Source organism: Aeromonas sp. 95A (assembly GCF_051919235.1).
GTDB lineage: Bacteria > Pseudomonadota > Gammaproteobacteria > Enterobacterales > Aeromonadaceae > Aeromonas > Aeromonas veronii.
Genome location: NZ_JBQBFC010000001.1, coordinates 3,749,170 through 3,770,222, shown reverse-complemented (window position 1 = coordinate 3,770,222; position 21,053 = coordinate 3,749,170). Strand labels below are relative to the sequence as shown.

The 21,053-nt window shown below is 60.8% G+C and carries 19 protein-coding genes and 1 pseudogene; 13 read left to right on the top strand and 7 right to left on the bottom strand.

Annotated elements, in window-relative coordinates:
- Window positions 1-80: 80 nt before the first annotated feature.
- The 4 genes and pseudogenes from ACTG2U_RS17270 to ACTG2U_RS17255 all read left to right on the top strand — a co-directional run bounded on the left by ACTG2U_RS17270 (window position 81) and on the right by ACTG2U_RS17255 (window position 5,223).
- Window positions 81-1,124, top strand: coding sequence for an ABC transporter permease (locus ACTG2U_RS17270; RefSeq protein WP_013724081.1), 1,044 nt, complete (start codon window positions 81-83; stop codon window positions 1,122-1,124).
- A 149-nt stretch (window positions 1,125-1,273) separates the two neighbouring features.
- Window positions 1,274-3,091: an extracellular solute-binding protein gene (locus ACTG2U_RS17265; RefSeq protein ID WP_439974835.1), complete on the top strand. Its 1,818-nt coding sequence runs from the start codon at window positions 1,274-1,276 to the stop codon at window positions 3,089-3,091.
- Between the two features lie 31 nt (window positions 3,092-3,122).
- Window positions 3,123-4,180: pseudogene (locus tag ACTG2U_RS17260) on the top strand (ABC transporter ATP-binding protein).
- Window positions 4,177-5,223 carry an ABC transporter ATP-binding protein gene (locus ACTG2U_RS17255; protein ID WP_439974834.1) on the top strand — a complete coding sequence of 349 codons (1,047 nt, stop codon included), beginning with the start codon at window positions 4,177-4,179 and terminating at the stop codon, window positions 5,221-5,223. Before ACTG2U_RS17260 ends, ACTG2U_RS17255 begins: the two are co-directional and overlap by 4 nt.
- A gap of 101 nt (window positions 5,224-5,324) precedes the next feature.
- Here the strand turns inward: ACTG2U_RS17255 and ACTG2U_RS17250 are convergent, their stop codons facing one another.
- Window positions 5,325-5,936 carry a YitT family protein gene (locus ACTG2U_RS17250; RefSeq protein ID WP_439974833.1) on the bottom strand — a complete coding sequence of 204 codons (612 nt, stop codon included), beginning with the start codon at window positions 5,934-5,936 and terminating at the stop codon, window positions 5,325-5,327.
- A gap of 243 nt (window positions 5,937-6,179) precedes the next feature.
- Between ACTG2U_RS17250 and ACTG2U_RS17245 the strand changes: the two genes are divergently transcribed.
- Both ACTG2U_RS17245 and ACTG2U_RS17240 read left to right on the top strand, forming a co-directional pair.
- Window positions 6,180-7,559, top strand: a complete 1,380-nt coding sequence (locus tag ACTG2U_RS17245) for a UDP-glucose dehydrogenase family protein (RefSeq protein WP_429012721.1) — start codon at window positions 6,180-6,182, stop codon at window positions 7,557-7,559.
- Complete coding sequence (locus ACTG2U_RS17240; RefSeq protein WP_429012719.1) at window positions 7,556-8,569, top strand: NAD-dependent epimerase; 1,014 nt, start codon at window positions 7,556-7,558, stop codon at window positions 8,567-8,569. Before ACTG2U_RS17245 ends, ACTG2U_RS17240 begins: the two co-directional genes overlap by 4 nt.
- A 6-nt stretch (window positions 8,570-8,575) precedes the next feature.
- Here the strand turns inward: ACTG2U_RS17240 and ACTG2U_RS17235 are convergent, their stop codons facing one another.
- The 4 genes from ACTG2U_RS17235 to xapA all read right to left on the bottom strand — a co-directional run bounded on the left by ACTG2U_RS17235 (window position 8,576) and on the right by xapA (window position 12,522).
- Window positions 8,576-9,487, bottom strand: a complete 912-nt coding sequence (locus tag ACTG2U_RS17235; RefSeq protein WP_439974832.1) for a DMT family transporter — start codon at window positions 9,485-9,487, stop codon at window positions 8,576-8,578.
- A 56-nt stretch (window positions 9,488-9,543) separates the two neighbouring features.
- On the bottom strand, window positions 9,544-10,347 hold the full coding sequence (deoC, locus tag ACTG2U_RS17230) for a deoxyribose-phosphate aldolase (protein ID WP_439974831.1): 804 nt from the start codon (window positions 10,345-10,347) through the stop codon (window positions 9,544-9,546).
- A 62-nt stretch (window positions 10,348-10,409) separates the two neighbouring features.
- Window positions 10,410-11,669 (bottom strand): NupC/NupG family nucleoside CNT transporter, encoded by a 1,260-nt coding sequence (locus ACTG2U_RS17225; RefSeq protein WP_047438187.1) that lies wholly within the window; start codon window positions 11,667-11,669, stop codon window positions 10,410-10,412.
- Between the two features lie 25 nt (window positions 11,670-11,694).
- Complete coding sequence (gene xapA, locus ACTG2U_RS17220) at window positions 11,695-12,522, bottom strand: xanthosine phosphorylase (protein WP_144714220.1); 828 nt, start codon at window positions 12,520-12,522, stop codon at window positions 11,695-11,697.
- A 330-nt stretch (window positions 12,523-12,852) separates the two neighbouring features.
- Between xapA and ACTG2U_RS17215 the strand changes: the two genes are divergently transcribed.
- From ACTG2U_RS17215 to ACTG2U_RS17200, 4 genes are all read left to right on the top strand, one after another.
- On the top strand, window positions 12,853-13,785 hold the full coding sequence (locus tag ACTG2U_RS17215) for a LysR family transcriptional regulator (RefSeq protein WP_047438191.1): 933 nt from the start codon (window positions 12,853-12,855) through the stop codon (window positions 13,783-13,785).
- An 82-nt stretch (window positions 13,786-13,867) separates the two neighbouring features.
- Window positions 13,868-14,473, top strand: coding sequence for a DUF2076 domain-containing protein (locus ACTG2U_RS17210; protein WP_439974830.1), 606 nt, complete (start codon window positions 13,868-13,870; stop codon window positions 14,471-14,473).
- Window positions 14,474-14,677: 204 nt separating this feature from the next.
- Window positions 14,678-14,866 (top strand): hypothetical protein, encoded by a 189-nt coding sequence (locus ACTG2U_RS17205; protein ID WP_139461199.1) that lies wholly within the window; start codon window positions 14,678-14,680, stop codon window positions 14,864-14,866.
- 155 nt (window positions 14,867-15,021) lie between these two features.
- Window positions 15,022-15,876 carry a lytic transglycosylase domain-containing protein gene (locus tag ACTG2U_RS17200; protein WP_439974829.1) on the top strand — a complete coding sequence of 285 codons (855 nt, stop codon included), beginning with the start codon at window positions 15,022-15,024 and terminating at the stop codon, window positions 15,874-15,876.
- Between the two features lie 8 nt (window positions 15,877-15,884).
- On the opposite strand, the gene ACTG2U_RS17195 is transcribed toward ACTG2U_RS17200, so the two are convergent.
- On the bottom strand, window positions 15,885-16,448 hold the full coding sequence (locus tag ACTG2U_RS17195; protein WP_439975132.1) for a YgjV family protein: 564 nt from the start codon (window positions 16,446-16,448) through the stop codon (window positions 15,885-15,887).
- A gap of 57 nt (window positions 16,449-16,505) precedes the next feature.
- Entirely contained in the window at window positions 16,506-17,081 is a 576-nt protein-coding gene (locus ACTG2U_RS17190) for a Crp/Fnr family transcriptional regulator (RefSeq protein ID WP_439974828.1), read from the bottom strand.
- A 242-nt stretch (window positions 17,082-17,323) separates the two neighbouring features.
- Between ACTG2U_RS17190 and ettA the strand changes: the two genes are divergently transcribed.
- The 3 genes from ettA to ACTG2U_RS17175 all read left to right on the top strand — a co-directional run bounded on the left by ettA (window position 17,324) and on the right by ACTG2U_RS17175 (window position 21,022).
- Entirely contained in the window at window positions 17,324-18,991 is a 1,668-nt protein-coding gene (gene ettA / locus ACTG2U_RS17185) for an energy-dependent translational throttle protein EttA (RefSeq protein ID WP_005338959.1), read from the top strand.
- A 93-nt stretch (window positions 18,992-19,084) separates the two neighbouring features.
- On the top strand, window positions 19,085-19,414 hold the full coding sequence (locus tag ACTG2U_RS17180) for a hypothetical protein (RefSeq protein ID WP_005343410.1): 330 nt from the start codon (window positions 19,085-19,087) through the stop codon (window positions 19,412-19,414).
- 264 nt (window positions 19,415-19,678) lie between these two features.
- Window positions 19,679-21,022 (top strand): NCS2 family permease, encoded by a 1,344-nt coding sequence (locus ACTG2U_RS17175; protein ID WP_101531589.1) that lies wholly within the window; start codon window positions 19,679-19,681, stop codon window positions 21,020-21,022.
- Window positions 21,023-21,053: the final 31 nt, after the last annotated feature.

Below are 21,053 nucleotides of genomic sequence, written 5' to 3'. Positions count from 1 at the left end.
ATGCTGATATCACGCCATATCGTCTCCGATATCTGCGTTGCACCTTCTGTTGATCCCCGCGTGCGGTTTGGAGACTGACCATGAAGCTCAATCCGGTTACCTTGAAAAAACTCAAGCGCTTCAAGTCGATCAAGCGCGGTTACTACTCCTTCATCATCTTCACCACCCTGGTGCTGCTCTCCCTGCTGGCGGAGCTGCTGGTCAACAGCCGGGCACTGATGGTGAGCTATCAGGGCCAGCTGCACTTCCCCACCTATGGCGATGTGATCCCCGGTCAGCAGTTCGGGCTCGATTACGAGTACGAAACCAACTACCGCCAGCTCAAGGCCAAGTTTGCCGCAGAGGGCCAGGGCGACTGGGTACTGCTGCCGCCGGTACCCTGGAACCCCTACGAGCAGGATTTCAAGGAGGATGCCTACCCGCCTTACGCCCCCAGCGCAGCCGAGCGCCACTTCCTCGGTACCGACACCAGCGGCCGAGACGTGCTGGCGCGACTGGTTTACGGCTTTCGCATCGCCATCGGCTTTGCCTTTATCGCGCTGGCGGCCAGTTACGCCATCGGGGTCACCATCGGCTGCCTGATGGGCTTTCTCGGCGGCCGCTTTGATCTCATCCTGCAACGCTTTATCGAGATCTGGTCCCAGGTGCCGTTTCTCTACGTCATCATGATCCTGGTGTCGCTGGCCAAGCCCAACTTCGGCCTGTTTGTCGCCATCAACGTGCTGTTCGGCTGGATGGGGATCACCTGGTATATGCGCACCCTCACCTACAAGGAGCGGGCGCGGGACTATGTGATGGCGGCGCGGGCGCAAGGGGCGACCACCGGGCGGATCATCTTCAACCACATCCTGCCCAACACCCTGATGATGATCGTCACCCTGGCGCCGTTCGCCGTGGTGGGCAATATCTCCACCCTGACGGCACTCGACTATCTGGGCTTCGGGCTGGCACCGCCGACCCCGAGCTGGGGGGAGCTGCTCTCCCAGGGCATCAACAATCTGGATGCCATCTGGATCGTCAGCTCGGTGGTGGCCGCGGTGAGTCTGGTGCTGATCATGGTCTCCTTTATCGGCGAGGCGATCCGCGAGGCGTTCGATCCGCGTAAATTTACCCGTTACCAATAAGCCAGCCGATGCCAGCGCATCAGCAGGCGCCGGATAACGAACAGTGATTAATGAAGGACGGGCCGCCGCCATCGGCGGTCCCGGGAGCAAGGGATAATCCCGTTATCAATCAAGACCCCCAGTGCAGGGGCCGGACCTGGAAGTCAAACATGAAAAATAAAATCAAATGGATAGGTGCTCTCTTTGTGCTGGTAAACGGATCCTGGGTCTGGGCGGCCAGCCTGCCCGCGGATCTCAAATGGGAGACCAATGACACGGATCCTGTGTTCGCCTCCCCCAAGGCGCTGCCGGGTGGCAACCTCAATATGTTTGTGGAGAGCTTTCCGCTGACGTTCCGCACCGTAGGGCCTGACTCCAACGGATCGTTCCGCTCCTTTATTCTCGATAACCAACTACGGCTCATCAGCTTCCACCCCAATACCGGCAACCCCATCCCCTCGCTGGCTACCCACTGGGCCATCGCGCCAGACAGCCAGACCGTCTACTTCAAGCTGGATCCGCGAGCCAAATGGTCGGATGGCAAGCCAGTCAATGCTGACGACTACACCTTCGGCTACGAGATGATGCGCTCCAAACACATCAAGGGGCCCTGGTTCAACAACTACTACACCACTGAAGTGGTAGCGGTAGAGAAGATCGATGATCACACCATTATGGTCAAAGCGGGCAACCGCAAGGCCAAGATGGACCTGCTCAACACCACCGAGCTGTGGCCCCAGCCCAAGCACTACTACAAGCTGACCCCCAACTGGGTGAAGCAGTACAACTGGGCCGTGGTGCCCACCACAGGTCCCTACGTGATCAGCGACGTCAAGAAGGGCAAGTCGGTTACCTTTAGCAAGCAGAAGGATTGGTGGGCAAAAGACGATCGCTATAACCAGCACAGATTCAACATCGACACCATCAAGGTGCAGGTGATCCGCGACCACAACATCGCCTTCCGCCACTTCCTGAAAGGGGAGATCGATACCTTCGAGATGATCCTGCCCAACTGGTGGCATGAAAAAGCGGTCACCCCGGAGTACAAAAAAGGCTACGTGCAGAAGGTGATGGCCATGACCGACACCAAACAGGGCGGTCAGGGAGTTCACCTCAATGTGGCCAACCCCAAACTGGCAGACGTAAACGTGCGCCTCGGCATCCAGCACGCCTTCAACATCGACAAGATGATAGAGACCGTGCTGCGCGGCGACTATGACAGAGCCACCACCTTCGGCTCGGGTTTTGGCGAGTTCACCGACATGACGCTGCCGGAGCGGGCTTATGACATCGGCAAGGCGCGGGAGTACTTTGCCAAGGGCGGCTACAACAAGCCGGGGCCGGACGGCATCCTGCAAAATGAGAAGGGGGAGCGGCTGACGCTGGCACTCACCTACACCAGTCAGGAGCACTCCAAGCGCCTGACCGTGTTGAAAGAGGAGGCCAAGAAAGCGGGTCTCGATCTGGAGCTTAACCTAGTGGATGGCGCCACCGGCTTCAAGGTGATGCTGGAGAAGAAACACGAGGCGGCCTGGCTCGGCTGGGGCGGCGGCGGTCTCTATCCACAATATTGGGAGTCGTTCCACTCCGCCAATGCCAACAAACCGCAGACCAACAACCTGTTCAACGTAGCGGACAAGGAGCTGGACGCACTGATCGACGCCTACAACGTCGAATTCGACATGGCCAAACGGGCCGAGATCTCCCGCCAGATCCAGCAGCGCATCTATGATCTCGCCATCTTCGTGCCCGGGGTGCAGCTCAACTATGTGCGGGCCAGCAGCTGGCGTTATGTGATGCTGCCGGACGTACCTGCCACCAAGAACACGCCGGATCTGCTCTACTGGCCGATGGATGGTTATCCTCACAGTAGTGGTGGTCTGCTCTGGCTCGATCCCAAGGTGAAGGAAGAGACCCGCAACGCCAAGGAGGCAGGGGAGGCGCTGGCGCCCATCAACCTGCTCGACAAGACCTATGCACGTCATTGATATTCAGGCCATTGCGAAGGGAGCAGCAGTTATGCCCAACACCCAGGCCCCCATTCTTGACATACCGGATAACGGGGGGGAGTTCGCCGCTGATAACGCCCAGCACCCAGCCCCAATCCTCGAAGTACGTGATCTGAGGTGGAGTTCGCCGTCGATGACGGCAAGATCAAGGTACTCGACGGGGTCAGCTTCAAGGTGGCCCCGGGTCAGACCCTTGGGATCGTCGGCGAGTCTGGCTGTGGCAAGAGCGTTACCTCGCTCGCCATCATGGGGCTCTTGCCCAAACCCCACGGTCAGGTGGTCGCCGGCTCCATCCGCTTTCAGGGGGAGGAGCTGCTGTCACTTGCGCCGGATCAGATGTACAAGGTGCGCGGCAACCGCATCTCGATGATCTTTCAGGAGCCGATGACGGCCCTCAACCCGGTGCAGACGGTGGGGGAGCAGCTGATGGAGGTGTTTCGTCTCCATCGCCCCGAGTATGACAAGGCACAGCGCAAAGCCGCGGCCATCGCCATGCTGCAGAAGGTGGGTATCCCGGAACCGGCCCAGCGCTTTGCTGTCTATCCCCACAACCTCTCCGGCGGTATGCGCCAGCGGGTGATGATCGCCATGGCGCTCTCCTGCGAGCCAGACCTGCTTATCTGCGACGAGCCGACCACGGCGCTGGATGTCACCATTCAGGCCCAGATCCTCGAACTGATGAAAGAGCTGCAGGCCCAGACCGGGATGGCCATCATCTTTATCACCCATGATCTGGGGGTAGTAGCTGAGCTATGCGACGAAGTGGTGGTGATGTATGCCGGGCGGGCAGTAGAGCAGGCCGATGTGTTCGAGCTGTTTGACCATCCCCGTCACCCCTATACCCACGGCTTGATGAGCTCGATCCCGCGTCTCGAGGATGAGCCCAAGAGCCTGCTCAAGACCATCAAGGGACAGGTGCCAGCCCTGCACGAGATGCCCGCTGGCTGCCGCTTCTCCAACCGCTGCCCCCATGCGACCGATCTCTGCATCAGCGCCATTCCGGCGGTGGAGCAACTCAATCCGCGCCATCATGTCGCCTGTCACTACTGGAAGGAGTTGACCTCATGAGCACTCTGTTATCGGTCAGGGATCTGAAACAGCACTTCCGGCTGGGAGGCGGGTTCCTGCGCAAGCAATATACGGTTCACGCGGTGGATGGCATCAGCTTCGACCTGAAACAGGGAGAAACGCTGGGGCTGGTGGGGGAATCGGGCTGCGGCAAGTCCACCCTCGGGCGCAGCCTGCTCAAACTGTTCGAGCCGACCGCGGGCACCATCACCTTCGAGGGGCGCGATATCACCGACCTCAGCCCGAAGGAGATGCGCTCCCTGCGCCAAGAGATGCAGATGGTATTTCAGGATCCTGCAGAATCCCTCAACAGCCGCCACACCGTGGGCCAGATCCTGGAGGAGCCCTTTATCATCCACGGTAAAGGCAACACTGAGCAGCGCCGCGGCTGGGTGCAAGAGCTGCTGGCAAAAGTGGGCCTGCCGGGAAGTGCGGTGGATCGCTACCCCCACGAGTTTTCCGGCGGTCAGCGCCAGCGGATCGGCATCGCCCGCGCCATCGCTCTCAAGCCCAAGCTGCTGGTGTGCGACGAGGCAGTCTCGGCCCTTGATGTCTCGGTGCAGTCGCAGATCGTCAACCTGCTGCTCAGCCTGCAGCGGGAGATGAACCTCTCTATCATCTTCATCGCCCACGATCTGTCGGTGGTCAAACACATCTCGGATCGCATCGCGGTGATGTATCTGGGACGGATCGTCGAACTGGCGGATGCCCAGTCGCTCTATCTGGCGCCGCGCCACCCTTACACCCAGGCGCTGATCTCTGCCATTCCGGTACCGGACCCGCGCAGGCGCAGCCAGCGCATTCTGCTGACCGGCGATGTGCCCTCCCCCATCTCGCCGCCAAGCGGCTGCCACTTCCACCAGCGCTGTCCCCATGCGACCGATCTGTGCAAAAGCAAGGCGCCAAGGCTTGAGGCGTGTGATGAGGCCCATCATCAGGTGGCCTGCCACACCCCGCTCGCCGTCGGTGGTCACGCTATCAGCGGCAGCGCCATCAGTGGCAACGCCATGAGCGGCGACAGCAGGCTGGAGCAGGCGAGCTAGGCGCAGCGAACAAACCCCAGGGTAGAAACAGACGAGGCGGCCATCAGGCCGCCTCGTGCTATCGGGTCACTCTTGCAATATCGAGCCACGGCTGCCGCTTGTCAGGCAATCTGGTAACGGCCCGGCTTGTGGTTGAGTGTCAACACCAGATTACAGATAACCGCCGCCACGATGGAGAGCGCCAGGATCCAGGGCTGCACCACGAAAAACGAGGCGACAACAATGGCGCAATCGAGCCCCATCTGCAGCTTGCCCGCCCGGATACCAAAGCGATCCTGAATAAAGAGCGCCAGAATGTTGAAGCCCCCCAGACTCGACTTGTGGCGAAACATGATGAGCAGCCCCATACCAATCAGGGTACCGCCGATCAGCGCCGCATAGAGAGGCTCTATCTTGCCGATCTGCAGCACCCCGTTGAGGTGATCGGTCATGTAGGAGACCGCCGCCACCGAGACAAAGGTGTTGAAGGTAAAACGTGGCCCCATCCGCAGCCATGCCAGCGCATAGAAGGGCAGGTTGATGCCGAAAAACAGCAGGCCGAAGCTGATGTCGGTCACTTTTTGCAGCAGCAGGGCCAACCCGGCGGTGCCGCCAGTGAGCAGACCAACCTGATGAAACAGAAAGATGCCGAGGGAAACAAAGCCGGCCGCCGTCAGCAGGGCCAGCACATCCTCATAAATAGGATGAGCAGTGCGAATCGAGGTGTTGTCCATAACCTGTATCCAAGCGAAGTAAAGAGAGAGTGTCTGTCGCCTGCCGTTGCGGGCGGGCTGCGAGCCCTGTCCACAGGGCTTCGTTATGGGGTCCAGTCTATTTTTTGTGAAAAGGATCACAACAGGCAGGCTGAACGCCCCATTCTGGTGCCTGTCATCTGGCATTGACACTCGCTGCACCAAGATGCAGCATGCCGCGGTTTAAGCGCGCCATCCCCCCATTCACAGCACGAGGCACTTTTAATGAAGGTCACCATTTTTGGCACAGGCTATGTCGGGCTGGTGCAGGCCGCCGTTCTGGCCGAGGTGGGCCATCAGGTCTGCTGCGTGGATGTGGATGATGAACGGATCGCCGCCCTCAGGCAGGGGCAGATCCCCTTCTACGAGCCGGGGCTGGCCACGCTGGTCGAGAGCCATCTGGCCAGCGGCCGCCTGAGCTTCACGGTCGATCCCGCCATTGGCGTGGCACACGCCGACCTGCTGCTGATCGCCGTAGGCACCCCAGCTGACGAGGATGGCTCGGCCGACCTGCAACATGTGCTGGCGGTGGCCGACACCATAGGCCGACTGATGAGCCGCCCCAAGCTGGTGGTGACCAAGAGCACAGTACCGGTCGGCACGGCGCAGCAAGTAAGGGAACATATTGAGCTACAGTTGGCCGAACGTGGGCTGACCCTCGCCTGCGAAGTGGCGGCCAATCCCGAGTTTCTCAAGGAGGGGGCGGCGGTCAACGACTGCATGCGGCCGGATCGCATCATCATCGGCTGTGACAGCGAGCGGGCGCTTGAGCAGTTGCGCGCGCTCTACGCCCCCTTCAACCGCAATCACGACCGGATCGTGGTGATGGATCTGCGCAGCGCCGAGCTCACCAAGTACGCCGCTAACGCCATGCTGGCCACCAAGATCTCCTTTATGAACGAGATGGCGGCCCTCGCCGAGCAGCTGGGGGCCGATATCGAGGCGGTGCGCCAGGGGATGGGAGCCGATCCCCGCATCGGTTACCACTTTATCTACCCGGGCTGCGGCTACGGCGGCTCCTGCTTCCCCAAGGATATCAAGTCGTTGCGCCATACCGCGGCGAGTGTCGGCTGCGACGCCCCGCTTTTAGCGGCGGTCGAGCAGGTCAACCAGCGCCAGCAACAGAAGATGGCGCAAACCCTGCTGACCCGCTTCGGGCCGGATCTGCGCGGCCGCACCTTCGCCCTGTGGGGGCTGGCGTTCAAACCCGGCACCGACGACATGCGCGATGCGCCGAGCCGCCCGCTGCTGGCCGCCATCTGGGCTGCCGGTGGCCGGGTGCAGGCCTTTGATCCCAAGGCGATGGAGCGCGCCCGCCAGATCTACGGCCAGCGGCCGGATCTGCTGCTCTGCCCGACTCAGGAAGCGGCACTGGAAGGGGCCGACGCCCTGCTGATCTGTACCGAATGGCAGGCGTTTCGTGCCCCCGATTTCCAGCAGTTGAAGGCCCTGCTCAACCAGCCCGTCATCATTGATGGCCGCAACCTCTATGAGCCGCGCAAGCTCAGCGAACTCGGGTTTGACTATCACGCCATCGGGCGACCACATCTTCCCGCCAAAAAGCCGCCTGCCAACACCAGTTGCAACCCGGAGACTAAACCATGATCTATCTGGTCACCGGCGTCGCCGGCTTTATCGGCTTTCACGTGGCCAGCCAACTGTGCGCCGCAGGTCATCGGGTGGTGGGGATCGACAACCTCAACGACTACTACGAGGTGAGTCTGAAAGAGGCGCGGCTGGCCCAGCTGGCCAGTTTCCCCCATTTTCACTTCGAGCGGCGGGATCTGGCGGATCGCGAAGCCATGGCGACCCTGTTTGCCCGCCATCGCTTCGAGCGGGTGATCCATCTGGGGGCGCAGGCGGGGGTGCGTTACTCCATCGACAATCCGTTCGCCTATGCCGACAGTAACCTCACCGGCATGCTGACGGTGCTGGAGGGGTGTCGTCACCACGGGATTCAGCACCTCATCTACGCCTCCTCCAGCTCGGTCTATGGCATGGGGGATCAGATGCCCTACTCCACCGCGCAGCAGGTGGATCACCCGGTCTCCCTCTACGCCGCCACCAAGAAGAGTGGCGAGCTGATGGCCCACGCTTACTCGGCGCTCTATGGCCTGCCCACCACAGGGCTGCGCTTCTTTACCGTCTACGGCCCCTGGGGCCGCCCCGACATGGCCATCATCAAGTTCACTCGCGCCATCCTCGCGGGAGAGCCTATCGACGTCTATAACAACGGCGATCTCAGCCGCGACTTCACCTACATAGATGACATAGTCGCTGGGATCCTCGCCGTGGCCGACCAGCCGCCCCGCCAAAATTCCGATTGGCACGCCAGCGAGCAGAGCGCGGCCGAGAGCGCCGCCCCTTATCGCATCCTCAATATCGGCAACGGCCAGCCAGTACGGCTGCTCGACTTTATCGAGGAGCTGGAAAAGGCCATAGGCAAACCTGCCATCAAGCGGATGCTGCCGATGCAGGCAGGTGACATGCACGCCACCTGGGCCGACAGCGAGCCGCTGCACACCCTCACCGGCCTGCGCCCCGCTACGCCCCTCAAGCAAGGTGTTGCCGAGTTTGTCCGCTGGTATCTCGACTACTACCGGCCCGCCCGCTGACCTGCTTCAGGAGCGACGTGCCTGCCGAACAGGCACCAGTACCATGACCGCCATGGTAAGCAGCACGCCGAGCACACCCCAGCCCACCTGCCGCCAGATTACCTCCTCCCCGCTCAACATGCCGGTCAACAGCACCAGTACCGGGATCAGATAGGTGTAGGCCGAGACCTGCTCCGGCTGCAGCACCACACTCCCCTGCTGAAACAAAAAGAAGCTGAGCGCCGTGGCAAACAACGCCAAATAGGCAAGACCAAGCCAGAGCGTCAGTGACACCTGCTGCCAGTCGGTCGCCAGCAGCCGCGGCGCTGCCACCAGAGTGAGCAACAGGGTGGCGCAGATCAGAGTCCAGCAGGTGAGATGGGCAAACGACTCCCCCCGGTAATAGCGCTTCACCACTATGGGATTGAGGGCCATCCCCACACAGCCAAGCAGATAGATGCGATTGCTGGGGGTGAGACTCAGACTCGCCAGCTGGCTCAGCTCACCGCGAAAGATGATGAGAGCAGCCGCCACCATTCCCCCCAGCAATGCAAACGCCATCGACCAACCGATGCGGCGTTGTAATATAAGCATGCTGGCCAGCGCGCTGATGAGGGGAACCGTGGTGTAGAGCGCGCTGGCATCGAGGGCGCTGGTCTCCTGCAGCGCCACAAACATGGCGACGAAGTAGCAGAGGGCCGGCAGCGAGATGAGGGTATAACGCCCAAGATCCTGCAGCGAAGGCAGCACCAGACGACGTTGGCAAGCCAGCATAGTCACGAAGGTAAGCGCCGCCAGCAAGTAGCGCGCCCAGGTGACCACCAGAGGGTCCAGCACCGCGGTGAGGGCGCTACCGATGGGAAAGGAGAGACTGATGAGCAGGGTGAACAACAACACCTTGCCGTGAGCCTGCACGAAATGAAAACGGGGATGGGACATGGCATGCACCTGTGCAAAGGGGCGCCCCGCCGGGCGCCGCACTGGATTGGAATAACTCAATAACTGCCGTCGGCAGCAACCGGCGTCTTGCCCTCAACAGTGGCCAGCAACTGGCCGAGCAGGCTGGAAGCACCAAAGCGAAAATGTTCGGCAACCAGCCACTCATTGCCAAAGTGTGCTGCCGCCATGGCCAGATACTCCGCAACGTCCTGCACACTTTTCACCCCGCCTGCAGCCTTGAAACCGACCTGGTTCTGCGCACCGCACTCGGCGATGGCCGCCAGCATGATGTGGCACGCCGCTGGGGTGGCATTGACCGGCACCTTGCCGGTGGAAGTCTTGATGAAGTCGGCCCCCTCCTCGATGGCGAGCAGAGAGGCGGCGCGGATAAGCGCGGGATCCTGCAGCTCACCGGATTCGATGATCACCTTGAGCCGCCGAGTTCCGCACAACGCCTTGCAGCCGCGCACCAACGCCCGGGCGGGCATATCGTCCCCCGCCTTGAGCGCACGCCAGGGGATCACCAGATCGATCTCGTCGGCACCATCTGTGAGGGCTGTACGGGTTTCAGCCAGCACAGTTGCCGGGTCATCGTCACCGTGCGGAAAGTTGACCACGGTGGCAACCCTGACCTCGGGAGCACCCTGCGCCGCCAGGGTGAGTTTGGCCAGCCCCACGAAACGCGGATAGATACAGACGGCGGCGGTGTTGCCGATGGGGGTCTGCGCCTGATGGCAAAGCGCGATGATGCGCGCATCGTGGTCATCGTCGTTGAGGCTGGTGAGATCCATCAAGCGGATGGCCCGGATGGCAGCCTCGGTGGAGGTACAGACAGGTTCAAAAACAGTATCTGGAATCATGGAAGGCTCCTGTTGGGATGAGGAAGGGGCACCGCGGCGCCCCTGGACAAGGGATGGGACGCTCAGGCCAGAGAGAAGAAAATCCCGGCGATGGCGGCGCTCATCAGGTTGGAACTGGTGGCAGCCAGCACGGTACGCAGGCCATAGCGGGCAATAAAGTCGGTGCGGGAAGGGCAGAGGGTGCCGAGGCCGCCGATCAGGATCCCCATGGAAGCCAGGTTAGCAAAGCCGCACAGAGCGAAGCTGATAATCACCTTGGACTTCTCCTCCAGCACCTGCAGACCGGCCGCAGCTACAGTGCTGGCATCCTTCAGGTAGGGAGATAGGTCGCTATAGGCCACGAACTCGTTTACCACCAACTTCTTGCCGATCATGGCGCCGGCGATGCCGATGTCCGCCAGCGGTACCCCGAGTAGGAAGGCAAGCGGCGAGAAGATCCAGCCCAGAATGAGTTCGAGAGAGAGCGGCATGCCCACCATCTCCCCCACCCCACCCAACAAGGTGTTGACCAAGGTCACCAGCCCGATCATGGCGATCAGCATGGCGCCGATAGCCGCCGCCAGCTTGAGGCCGCTGCTGGCACCCTCACCTGCCGCCGCCAGAACGTTCTCCGGCTTCTTGCCGTCAAACTGGATGCTGTTGTCGAACACATAGTCCGGCTGGCTGGTTTCGGGGATGATCAGCTTGGCGAACAGGATACCGCCAGGCGCAGCCATGAAGGAGGCGGCCAACAGGTACTGCATGTCGACCCCCATCATGGCGTAACCCGCCAGCACGGTGCCGGAGACCGAAGCCATGCCACCACACATGACGGCGAAGAACTCCGAATCGCTCATCTTGGGCATGTAGGGTTTGACTACCAGCGGCGCCTCGCTCTGGCCGACGAAGACGTTGGCCACCGCAGACATGGATTCGGTCTGGGAGGTGCCTAGCAGACGGGCCATGGCGCCGCCGATGAAGCGGATCACCACCTGCATGATGCCGAGGTAGTAGAGCACGGCGATCAGCGCCGAGAAGAACACCACCAGCGGCAGCACATTGAGGGCAAACACGAAGCCGATGCCGTCCACCGAGAAGTTGACCAGGTTGCCAAACAGGAAGTGGATGCCTGCCTTGCCACTCGCCAACACGGCATCAACCCCGTGAGCCATCCCCTCCAGCGCCCGGCGCCCCAATGGCACATAGAGTACCAAGGCACCGATGGCGACCTGTAAGGCCAGCGCCAACCCCACTGTGCGCAGGCGAATGGCCCTGCGGTTGGTCGATGCGAGCACGGCGATGAGGATCAGCACCGCCATACCGAGAAATCCTGCTGCAAACATAACTGACCTCCTGGTCGTTCCCTGCTTACTGGAAGTGGTGCTTGATAAAGACGTTGATGAGGCGGATGAAGTCCGTTTCCGCCAGCTTGGCGCACTTGAGAGTCTGCTCGTGGGAGAGCTGCACGTCGCCAAGCCCCTCCGCCATGTTGGTAATGGCGCAGATGGCCAGTACCGGCAGGGCACAGTGGGCAGCGCTGACCACTTCTGGCACCACCGACATCCCCACCACGTCGCCACCGATGACCTGCATCATGCGGATCTCGGCCGCGGTCTCGAAACAGGGGCCGCTGTAGGAGACGAACACTCCCTGATTGACGGCGATCCCCTCCCGCTCGGCCAACGCCAACGCCTCGCTGCGCAGCGCCTTGTCATAGGCATTGGCCAGACTGAAGAAACGCGGGCCATAGGCCTCGTCATTGGCCCCTGTCATGGGAGTGCCCGGCATGGTGTTAATGTGATCGTTGAAGATGACCAGAGAGCCGACTCCGATCCGCTCCGGGCGCAAAGAGCCGGCCGCATTGGTCACCAGCAGCAGCTCGCAGCCCAGACGCTTGAAGGTGCGCACCGGGGTGGTCATCACCTTCATGGTTTCGTGTTCGTAGTAGTGACCGCGCCCCTTCATGCAGATCACGTCCACCCCGTGCAGCTTGCCGAGCACCAGCTCACCGCTGTGGCCCGCTACCGTGCTTACCGGGAAACCATCCAGCTCCTCATAGGGGATGGTGACCTTCTCCTGCAGTGCATCGGCCAGTACGCCGAGGCCAGAGCCCAGGATCATGGCGGCGCGGGGAGCGAAACCTGGCTTGCAGGCGAGAATGGTGGCGACGGCGTTGAGTACCGGATCTTGTTGCATGAGCTGTACCTCTTGAGGCTGTGAATGAGACATGACGCTCACTCTAGGAGAGGTATTGAGCGATAAAAATCGCTAAAATCGGCCTTACTATCCCGATTTTCAGCACAATAACCCTCAAGGGAATGGCTGCAAACGGCAGGAACAGACATCAGTAGTGCTGATTGGGCCCGTTTTATCGCCAACCCGATTCGGCAGGGTCAAAACGGCCCGGCAAAGGTGTGAACCAGATCGACCATCCGCCGCGCAGCGGCCCTGCTGCTATCTGCACGGACAGTGAAAACTTTGACGGGGATCGCCCCCGGTTCTCTATCAGCAATCGAAGGAGGTCACTTGGCCCTAGACAGTCACTGGCGCGATCGCGTCACCCTCAAGATGCTGCGCTACTTCCATGCAGTGGCTAGTCATGGTCACTTCAGCCGGGCAGCCCAGCAGCTCAATGTCTCCAAGTCACCGCTCAGCGCCCAGATAAAGGAACTCGAATCCCTGCTGGGGCTGACACTGTTCGAGCGCCATACCCGCCAGGTGAGCCTCACAGCCACCGGCCGTCTGCTGCAAGCCGAGTGCACTTTGCTGTTTGACGTGCTGGAAAGTGGCCTTAACCGGGTAGTTCAGGCGGGACGCATGGAGCGCAACCAGATCCGCATCGGGCTGGTCAGCTCCATCTTCTGGGCCGGCTTTGGCGAGGTGATCCGCCAGTGCCACCAGCGCTACCCCGTGTTCGAAATCACCTTCACCGAGCTCTCCCCGGAGCGGCAGAAGCAGGCTCTGGCCAATAATGAGATAGATCTCGGCCTCGCCCGCTTCGCCGATACCGTCAACATCCACCCACTGCTGGCCGAGACTGTCTATCGTGAATCCATGGTGCTGGTGGTATCGGACGAGCATCCGCTGCGAGATCGCAAACTGGTCTCCTTGCCTGAACTTGCCGGGGAGCAGTTCGTGCTGATGAGCCGCGCCAACTCCTCCTCTACCGATCTCATCATCAACGCCTGCCTGGTAGAGGGTTTCTACCCCCACCTCAATCAGGAAGTGGTTGAACCCAACACTCTGATGGCGGTGGTGGCCACCAGCCAACAGGTAGCGTTGGTGCCTGCCAGCTACGCCCGCCAGAAGTGGCCCCACGTCCGCTTCATCCGCCTCGAACAGGCGATCCCCGCCGATCTCTGCGTGCTTTATATCCCGCCAGATGACGGGCAATCAGCAGCGATCCGCCACTTCATCGACACCATGAGCGAACAGATGAATCAGCCTTCCGGTCATTGATGAGTTAATCAGATACCACTGATGCCCCGCGAGTTTTAGGATGGCTGAACGCACTGTCTGCGCACCATAGCGAGGATTTGAGATGCAATCACAGGAACAGGGTCTGATCGATGGACTGTTCGACCGCCTCAAGCAAGCGCAAGCCAGGGATAGCAAGCGAGACCAACAAGCGGATCAGCTGATCCGCCAGCATCTGGCAGAGCAGCCCGATGCCCCCTACTACATGGCCCAGGCGCTGCTGATCCAGCAGGCTGCCCTTACTCGCCTCAACGAGCGGGTCAAGGAGCTGGAAGCCAGCCAGAGCGCCCCAAGTGGCGGCAGTTTTCTCTCCGGCCTGTTTGGTAGCGAAAGCAGCCCGCCCCCGCGCTTTACGCCGCCACCGGCATCCGCTCCTGCCCAGCCAGCATCCCGTACCAGCTCCTTTTTGGGCGGCGCCCTGCAAACCGCAGCAGGAGTTGCCGGCGGAGTCATGCTGGCCGATATGATCGGCGGACTGTTTCACAACAATCGGCCCGAGGAGATCATCGATATCATTGAACCGGCGGCCATTGCCAATCCGGTCGATGCGGAACCGGTTCGCTGGGACGGCTGGGATTCACCTCCCGATATTGGCAGCAGTTTTCTCGATGACGATAGCCAGAGTGGCGGCTGGACCGACAGTGACGATAACAACGGCGGTTTCTTCTAACCGTTACACAACAACAGGCCCCGCATCTGGCGGGGCCCAACTCGATACGAACCCCATGACTATGGAAAGTGTGATGACACCACGGACCGGCAGCGGCATGACGCGATATAATCACTTCGCTTCGAGCCACCCGGGAGACACTCCCGACCCCAGGCGCTCTGTCCGTGGCCACGCAACACCCCCATGACGACAAGGAGCCACCTCATGATCCGAACCCTTCTCCTGATTGGCGCCGCCATCGCGGCCTATGCCCTGACCCAGAGCCACTCTCTGCTTCCCCTGCTCAGCCTGCTGGCCCTGCTTTCGCTCTGGGTTGTCAGCGAAATTGGCAGCTTCTATCGCGCGCTTCCTCCCGCCGTGCTGGATGAGCAGGAGTATCACCACGACTTTTAACCGGATGAAAGATGGTGTGAAACTGTCGAGATGCCGTTAGTTCCATACCGTTTTGCTCTCTGAAATCTCCACGCTATAACAACAGGATCCACTGGGTTCGTGGCGATAGCAGCCATGTTCCTCTATATCTTCTGTACTCAAACAGGAGATAACCCATGAGGAACATCAGCGAAAACGGACTGTTTTTGCTGCTTTTTTTGTCGTTGTTACTGGCAGGTACGCCGCGGGCGATGGCACAAGGCAGGGATTTCAGACAGGCCCCCAAGGCGCTGACGGCGATCAAGCAGGGTCAAGTGGCCCAGCAACACGGCAATCTGCAAAAGGCCATCGCCCTTTACTGTGTCGCCGCCAGCACCGGCAATCCCGAAGGATATTTCCGGATTGGCCGCCTGCTCGCCACCGGCCCTGCCTCGGTGCGCAGCGCCAAGCTGGCCAACAGTTATCTCGCCATGGCAATGCGCCTTGGCAACCAGCAGGCCAGCCGCTACTACAACCCGCGGGTCGGCAATGCCCCCATGGGCGATCAGTGCGGTGTCGGCATGCGCGGCGGACAAGGGAGTTATTCCGCCTTGCCCAGCACACCGTTCAATGTCGAGGCATATCTGGCACGCCAGTCACCGGGCAAACAGAAGCTGGTCACCATGCTGCGTCACGCCGCCAAACACCATAAGGTGGATGCCCGGCTGGTACTGGCGATTGCCATCGCCGAATCCAATCTCAACAGCCGCGCCGTTTCACCCAAGAATGCTCAGGGGCTAATGCAGCTGATCCCCGAAACCCAGCAACGGTTCGGGGTAACCCGGCCATTCGATCCAGCCCAGAACATCAAGGGTGGCGTCAGTTATCTCAAATGGCTGGATCGCCGTTTCGATGGCGACTGGGTACTGATCTCGGCAGCCTACAATGCCGGGGAAAAAGCGGTGGAGCGCTATGGCGGGATCCCACCCTATGACGAGACGCAGGAGTATGTGAAACGGGTGCTCTACTTCGCTGGCCACAAGCAGCCCTGAGCGGGAGGTCAGGAGCTCGCCCGCTCGGAAGGAGGCACACACCTCTTTCTGCGGCCACAGTGGCGGCCACGCCCCCAATAATCGAAGCCATAGTGGCGGTAGTAACCCACCAGATTGCTGATCAGAAACAGCCCCTCCATCAGTACGGCCACCGGTGAGCCCACCAGCAAGTTGTTACCCAGCCAGCAGAGGGTGCCGAGCAGCATCCAGCGCCGCAACAGGCGATCGTCGGAGCAAAACGCGGCCCGGGTTTGCAGCAAGCTCGCCAGCAGCCCGATCCATGAGAGCAGGCCCTGATAGGTCGCCAGCGCCGCCGCACAGGCCAACCCCATGAAAAACCACATCAAGATGCGGCGAACCAGCCAGATGCTGACCAGAAAGCGCATGCTGGCCAGCAGCAACAGGCTGGCGGCCGACCACTGCCCGAGCAGGGCAAAGTGACCGGCATTGAGGGCACAGGAGAGGGCCAGACAGGCCAGGATCCTGCGGCGATCCCGCAACTGAAACGACAACAGATCGAGCAGCAAAGCCAGACTCACCAGCAGTTGCGACCACAGAAACAGCGACATTATCCACCCCTTATCCCTCGTTTGGATGGCGCAGTCTGAGAGGATGGCCGGAGAGCGGCATTAACCCATGTTAATGCGTTTGCGGATCCGTGACAGGGTGACCGGGCTGATGCCGATGTAGTTGGCGAGCTGCACTTGGGTCAGACGCGCAGGCCAGTGGGGGAAGGTGTGGCAGAGCTCCCGATAACGCTCCTCGGGGGAGTGGAGCAGCAAAAACGCCTCCTTGCGCTCCTTGTAACCGAGCTGCTGGCGCAACAGGGCCATGCAGACCGGCTGCCAAACGGGCTCTTCCAGCAGGGCGATCGGAACCCGCACCACCTGCAACTCCGTCAGCGCCTCCAGCTGGTAGCGGGCGGGCGCCCCCGTGAGCCAGCTGTCATAGAGCAGGCAGAGCTCCCCTTCGAAGTAGAACTCCTTGCAGCGCTCCTGTCCGTCCCGGGTGTAGTGGCAGGCGCGAGCAATGCCCGCTTCGATATAGAAGGCTGCTTCCTGCTCTGCCCCTTGCGCCAACAGTGCCTGACCGGCACGCAGCGTCTGCCGTGGCAAGCGCAGGCTGATGGCTTCACTCAGCGCGGCGTCCAATCCCATTGTGCAGAGAAAGGCGGCCAGTGAGGGGGCTTGAGAGGATGGGTTCATGACGGCTCCGGGACAAAACGACAGCCCACATCATGCCCAAATTGCACGGCTGATGCAGCAAGGCGTGACCGCTGCGGCAAAGGGGGGACATAGCCGGGTGCCACCTTTGCCCCCCCTCGTCCGTTGGTTTACAATCGACGGGTTTTTTGGAACCCGGTTGACCTGTGTCGACCTGGCCCCACCACGACATCAGTCTGTTAATGCCAAGACATTAACCTGCTGAAAAGGAAGAGAATTAGCCAATGGCTCAATTTATTTACACCATGAACCGGGTCGGCAAGGTAGTGCCACCCAAGCGTCATATTCTCAAGAACATCTCCTTGAGCTTCTTCCCGGGCGCCAAGATCGGCGTGCTGGGTCTGAACGGTGCCGGTAAATCGACCCTGCTGCGCATCATGGCGGGCATCGATACCGAGATCGAAGGGGAAGCCCGTCCGCAGCCCGGCATCAAGATTGGCTACCTGCCGCAGGAGCCGAAGCTGGAGCCGGAGCAGACCGTACGCGAAGCGGTCGAAGAGGCCGTTGGCGAGGTGAAGCGCGCCATGGCCCGTCTGGACGAGGTCTATGCGGCCTACGCCGACCCGGATGCCGACTTTGACAAGCTGGCCCGCGAACAGGGCGAGCTGGAGGCCATCATCCAGGCCCAGGGCGGCCACAACATGGAAAACCAGCTGGAGCGTGCGGCCGATGCCCTGCGCCTGCCAGCCTGGGATGCCAAGATCAAGCACCTCTCCGGTGGTGAGCGCCGCCGTGTGGCGCTCTGCCGTCTGCTGCTGGAAAAGCCGGACATGCTGCTGCTGGACGAACCAACCAACCACCTGGATGCAGAATCCGTTGCTTGGCTGGAGCGCTTCCTGCACGACTACGAAGGCACTGTTGTGGCCATCACCCACGACCGTTACTTCCTCGACAACGTGGCAGGCTGGATCCTGGAACTGGACCGCGGCGAAGGTATCCCGTGGGAAGGCAACTACTCCTCCTGGCTGGAGCAGAAGGACGCCCGTCTGGCGCAGGAAGCCAGTTCCGAAGCGGCCCGTCGCAAGTCCATCGAGAAAGAGCTGGAGTGGGTTCGTCAAAACCCGAAAGGCCGTCAGGCCAAGTCCAAGGCCCGTATGGCTCGCTTCGAAGAGCTCAACACCAACGACTACCAGAAGCGCAACGAGACCAACGAGCTGTTCATTCCGCCCGGACCGCGCCTCGGCGACAAGGTGGTGGAAGTGGCCAACCTGCGCAAATCCTACGGTGATCGGGTGCTGATCGATGATCTGTCGTTTGCCATTCCGAAGGGTGCCATCGTCGGCATCATCGGCCCGAACGGTGCCGGTAAGTCGACCCTGTTCCGCATGATGTCGGGTCAGGAGCAGCCGGATTCCGGTGCCATCACCCTGGGTGAAACCGTGGTACTGGCCTCTGTCGATCAGTTCCGCGACAGCATGGATGACAAGAAGACGGTATTCGAAGAGGTCGCTGACGGTCAGGATATCCTGCGCATCGGCAACTACGAGTTCCCGAGCCGCGCCTATATCGGCCGCTTCAACTTCAAAGGTTCCGACCAGCAGAAGCGGGTTGGCGAACTCTCCGGTGGTGAACGTGGTCGTCTGCATCTGGCCAAGCTGCTGCAGACCGGCGGCAACGTGCTGCTGCTGGATGAACCGACCAACGATCTGGATATCGAAACCCTGCGTGCCCTCGAGAACGCCCTGCTGGAGTTCCCGGGTTGTGCCATGGTCATCTCCCACGACCGCTGGTTCCTCGACCGTATCGCCACTCACATCCTGGACTATCAGGATGAGGGCAAGATCGAGTTCTTCGAAGGTAACTTTACCGAATACGAAGAGTGGAAGAAGAAGACCTACGGCGCCGAGGCGATCCAGCCCCATCGCGCCAAGTACAAGCGCATCGCCAAATAAGGCTGACTGCGTGTTGAGGGGAGCTTCGGCTCCCCTTTCTCTTGCCTTTTGACTTACAATCCTAGACGGATGCCTTTGCATGGATGTAGCACGATGACGACCCCCATAGAGAAAAAACTCACCATCCAGATCCGGGTTGAACCGGGTTGCCTCGGGCCGGATGGCAAGGAGCACATAGAGACCTTCTGTGCCGCCGCCGCCAAGATTTTTGCCGCCGTGGAGCCCGAGCTGGTGAGCTGGGTGCTGATCCCCCGCTACGACAAGCAACTGCCGGAGCAGGAGTTTTTTATCGAGGGGCGCAAGCTGACCGAAGAACAGGCCAGCCTCTTTCTGCGCCGCTTCGGCCGCGAACTGGGTGAGGTACAAGACCGACTCGACTCGGTGCTGGCCCAGCTGGTCGAGCGCTACTTCAAGACCCTGTAAGCCCCCAATTTTCGATAAAAGGTTCTCTGCTGAGAACCTTTTTTAATGCTCAAAAAGCAAACGTTTGAATTTTTACCCTATTCATTGATCTGCTTCGCAGATCCGGGGTTTGTAAACGGCGCCGCCTGTGTAAAAATGTGCGCGCTGTCACGGTATCAGGACGAGTCTGGTTACTTAACCGCCAGAAACAGGGCAATTTACCCCGCATGGATGGGATAGCCCGTTCCCCTGCTGCTTATTTCACGTCACCTATTGGAATCCAACATGAATCAACAACACCAAGCTGCCAATCAGGCCGCCGGGCAAGGATTGCTTGAGCGCCTGTTTGCCCTGCAAGGCCATGGCACTACCGCCCGCACCGAAGTGATCGCCGGTATCACCACCTTCCTGACCATGGTCTACATCGTGTTCGTCAACCCGCAGATCCTCTCTGCGGCGGGCATGGACACCCAGGCCGTGTTCGTCACCACCTGCCTCATCGCCGGTATTGGCAGCATCCTGATGGGCCTGTTGGCCAACCTGCCGATCGCGCTGGCCCCCGCCATGGGCCTCAATGCCTTCTTCGCCTTCGTGGTGGTTGCAGGTATGGGCTACTCCTGGCAAGTGGGCATGGGCACCATCTTCTGGGGCGCCATGGGTCTGTTGATCCTCACCCTGCTGCGGGTGCGTTATTGGCTGATCGGCAACATCCCGCTCACCCTGCGAGTCGGCATCACCGCCGGTATCGGCCTGCTGATCGCCCTGCTCGGCCTGCACAACGCAGGGATCGTCGTGGCCAGCCCAGCGACTATGGTGACCGTGGGCAACCTGACCTCCCTGCCCTGCCTGCTGGGGCTGCTCGGCTTCTTCCTGATCTGCATCTTCTCCGCCCGCGGCGTCCACTCCGCCGTGCTGATTGCCATCGTGGTCACTACGGCGCTGGGCTGGCTGTTTGGCGATGTCACCTTCAAGGGCTTTGTCTCCATGCCCCCCAGCATCGAACCGGTGTTCGGCCAGCTGGACCTGATGGGCTCGCTCGATATCAGCCTCGCCGGGATCATCTTCTCCTTTATGCTGGTCAACCTGTTCGACTCCTCCGGCACCCTGATCGGCGTCACCAACCGCGCCAAGCTGGCCGATGACAAGGGCCACTTCCCGCGCATGAAACAGGCGCTGATGGTGGATAGCGTGAGCTCCGTCGGCGGCGCCTTCATGGGCACCTCCTCGGTCACCGCCTTTATCGAGAGCAGCTCCGGCGTCGCCGTCGGCGGCCGTACCGGTCTGACTGCCATCGTGGTCGGCCTGCTGTTCCTGCTGGCGATCTTCTTCTCTCCGGTCGCCGCCATGGTGCCGGCCTATGCCGCCGCTGGCGCCCTTATCTATGTGGGCGTGCTGATGTGCTCCGAGCTGACCCGGGTGAAGTGGGAAGATCTGACAGAAGCGGTACCGGCCTTTATGACTGCGGTGATGATGCCGTTCAGCTTCTCCATCACCGAAGGGATCGCCGTGGGCTTTATCTCCTACTGTGTGATGAAGGCAGGCACCGGCCGCTGGCGCGAAATCAACCCCTGCGTGCTGGTGGTAGCCCTGCTGTTCGTCCTCAAGTTCGTCTGGGTCGACAGCCACTGATAATGGCCAGTGCAATCCGATGGGCTCCCGA

Excerpts from the sequence above, each read along its gene's own strand:
- ACTG2U_RS17270 (WP_013724081.1), top strand. The coding sequence starts at position 81 with ATGAAGCTCAATCCGGTTACCTTGAAAAAACTCAAGCGCTTCAAGTCG.
- ACTG2U_RS17265 (WP_439974835.1), top strand. The coding sequence starts at position 1,274 with ATGAAAAATAAAATCAAATGGATAGGTGCTCTCTTTGTGCTGGTAAAC.
- ACTG2U_RS17255 (WP_439974834.1), top strand. The coding sequence starts at position 4,177 with ATGAGCACTCTGTTATCGGTCAGGGATCTGAAACAGCACTTCCGGCTG.
- ACTG2U_RS17250 (WP_439974833.1), bottom strand. The coding sequence starts at position 5,936 with ATGGACAACACCTCGATTCGCACTGCTCATCCTATTTATGAGGATGTG.
- ACTG2U_RS17245 (WP_429012721.1), top strand. The coding sequence starts at position 6,180 with ATGAAGGTCACCATTTTTGGCACAGGCTATGTCGGGCTGGTGCAGGCC.
- ACTG2U_RS17240 (WP_429012719.1), top strand. The coding sequence starts at position 7,556 with ATGATCTATCTGGTCACCGGCGTCGCCGGCTTTATCGGCTTTCACGTG.
- ACTG2U_RS17235 (WP_439974832.1), bottom strand. The coding sequence starts at position 9,487 with ATGTCCCATCCCCGTTTTCATTTCGTGCAGGCTCACGGCAAGGTGTTG.
- deoC (WP_439974831.1), bottom strand. The coding sequence starts at position 10,347 with ATGATTCCAGATACTGTTTTTGAACCTGTCTGTACCTCCACCGAGGCT.
- ACTG2U_RS17225 (WP_047438187.1), bottom strand. The coding sequence starts at position 11,669 with ATGTTTGCAGCAGGATTTCTCGGTATGGCGGTGCTGATCCTCATCGCC.
- xapA (WP_144714220.1), bottom strand. The coding sequence starts at position 12,522 with ATGCAACAAGATCCGGTACTCAACGCCGTCGCCACCATTCTCGCCTGC.
- ACTG2U_RS17210 (WP_439974830.1), top strand. The coding sequence starts at position 13,868 with ATGCAATCACAGGAACAGGGTCTGATCGATGGACTGTTCGACCGCCTC.
- ACTG2U_RS17205 (WP_139461199.1), top strand. The coding sequence starts at position 14,678 with ATGATCCGAACCCTTCTCCTGATTGGCGCCGCCATCGCGGCCTATGCC.
- ACTG2U_RS17200 (WP_439974829.1), top strand. The coding sequence starts at position 15,022 with ATGAGGAACATCAGCGAAAACGGACTGTTTTTGCTGCTTTTTTTGTCG.
- ACTG2U_RS17190 (WP_439974828.1), bottom strand. The coding sequence starts at position 17,081 with ATGAACCCATCCTCTCAAGCCCCCTCACTGGCCGCCTTTCTCTGCACA.
- ettA (WP_005338959.1), top strand. The coding sequence starts at position 17,324 with ATGGCTCAATTTATTTACACCATGAACCGGGTCGGCAAGGTAGTGCCA.
- ACTG2U_RS17180 (WP_005343410.1), top strand. The coding sequence starts at position 19,085 with ATGACGACCCCCATAGAGAAAAAACTCACCATCCAGATCCGGGTTGAA.
- ACTG2U_RS17175 (WP_101531589.1), top strand. The coding sequence starts at position 19,679 with ATGAATCAACAACACCAAGCTGCCAATCAGGCCGCCGGGCAAGGATTG.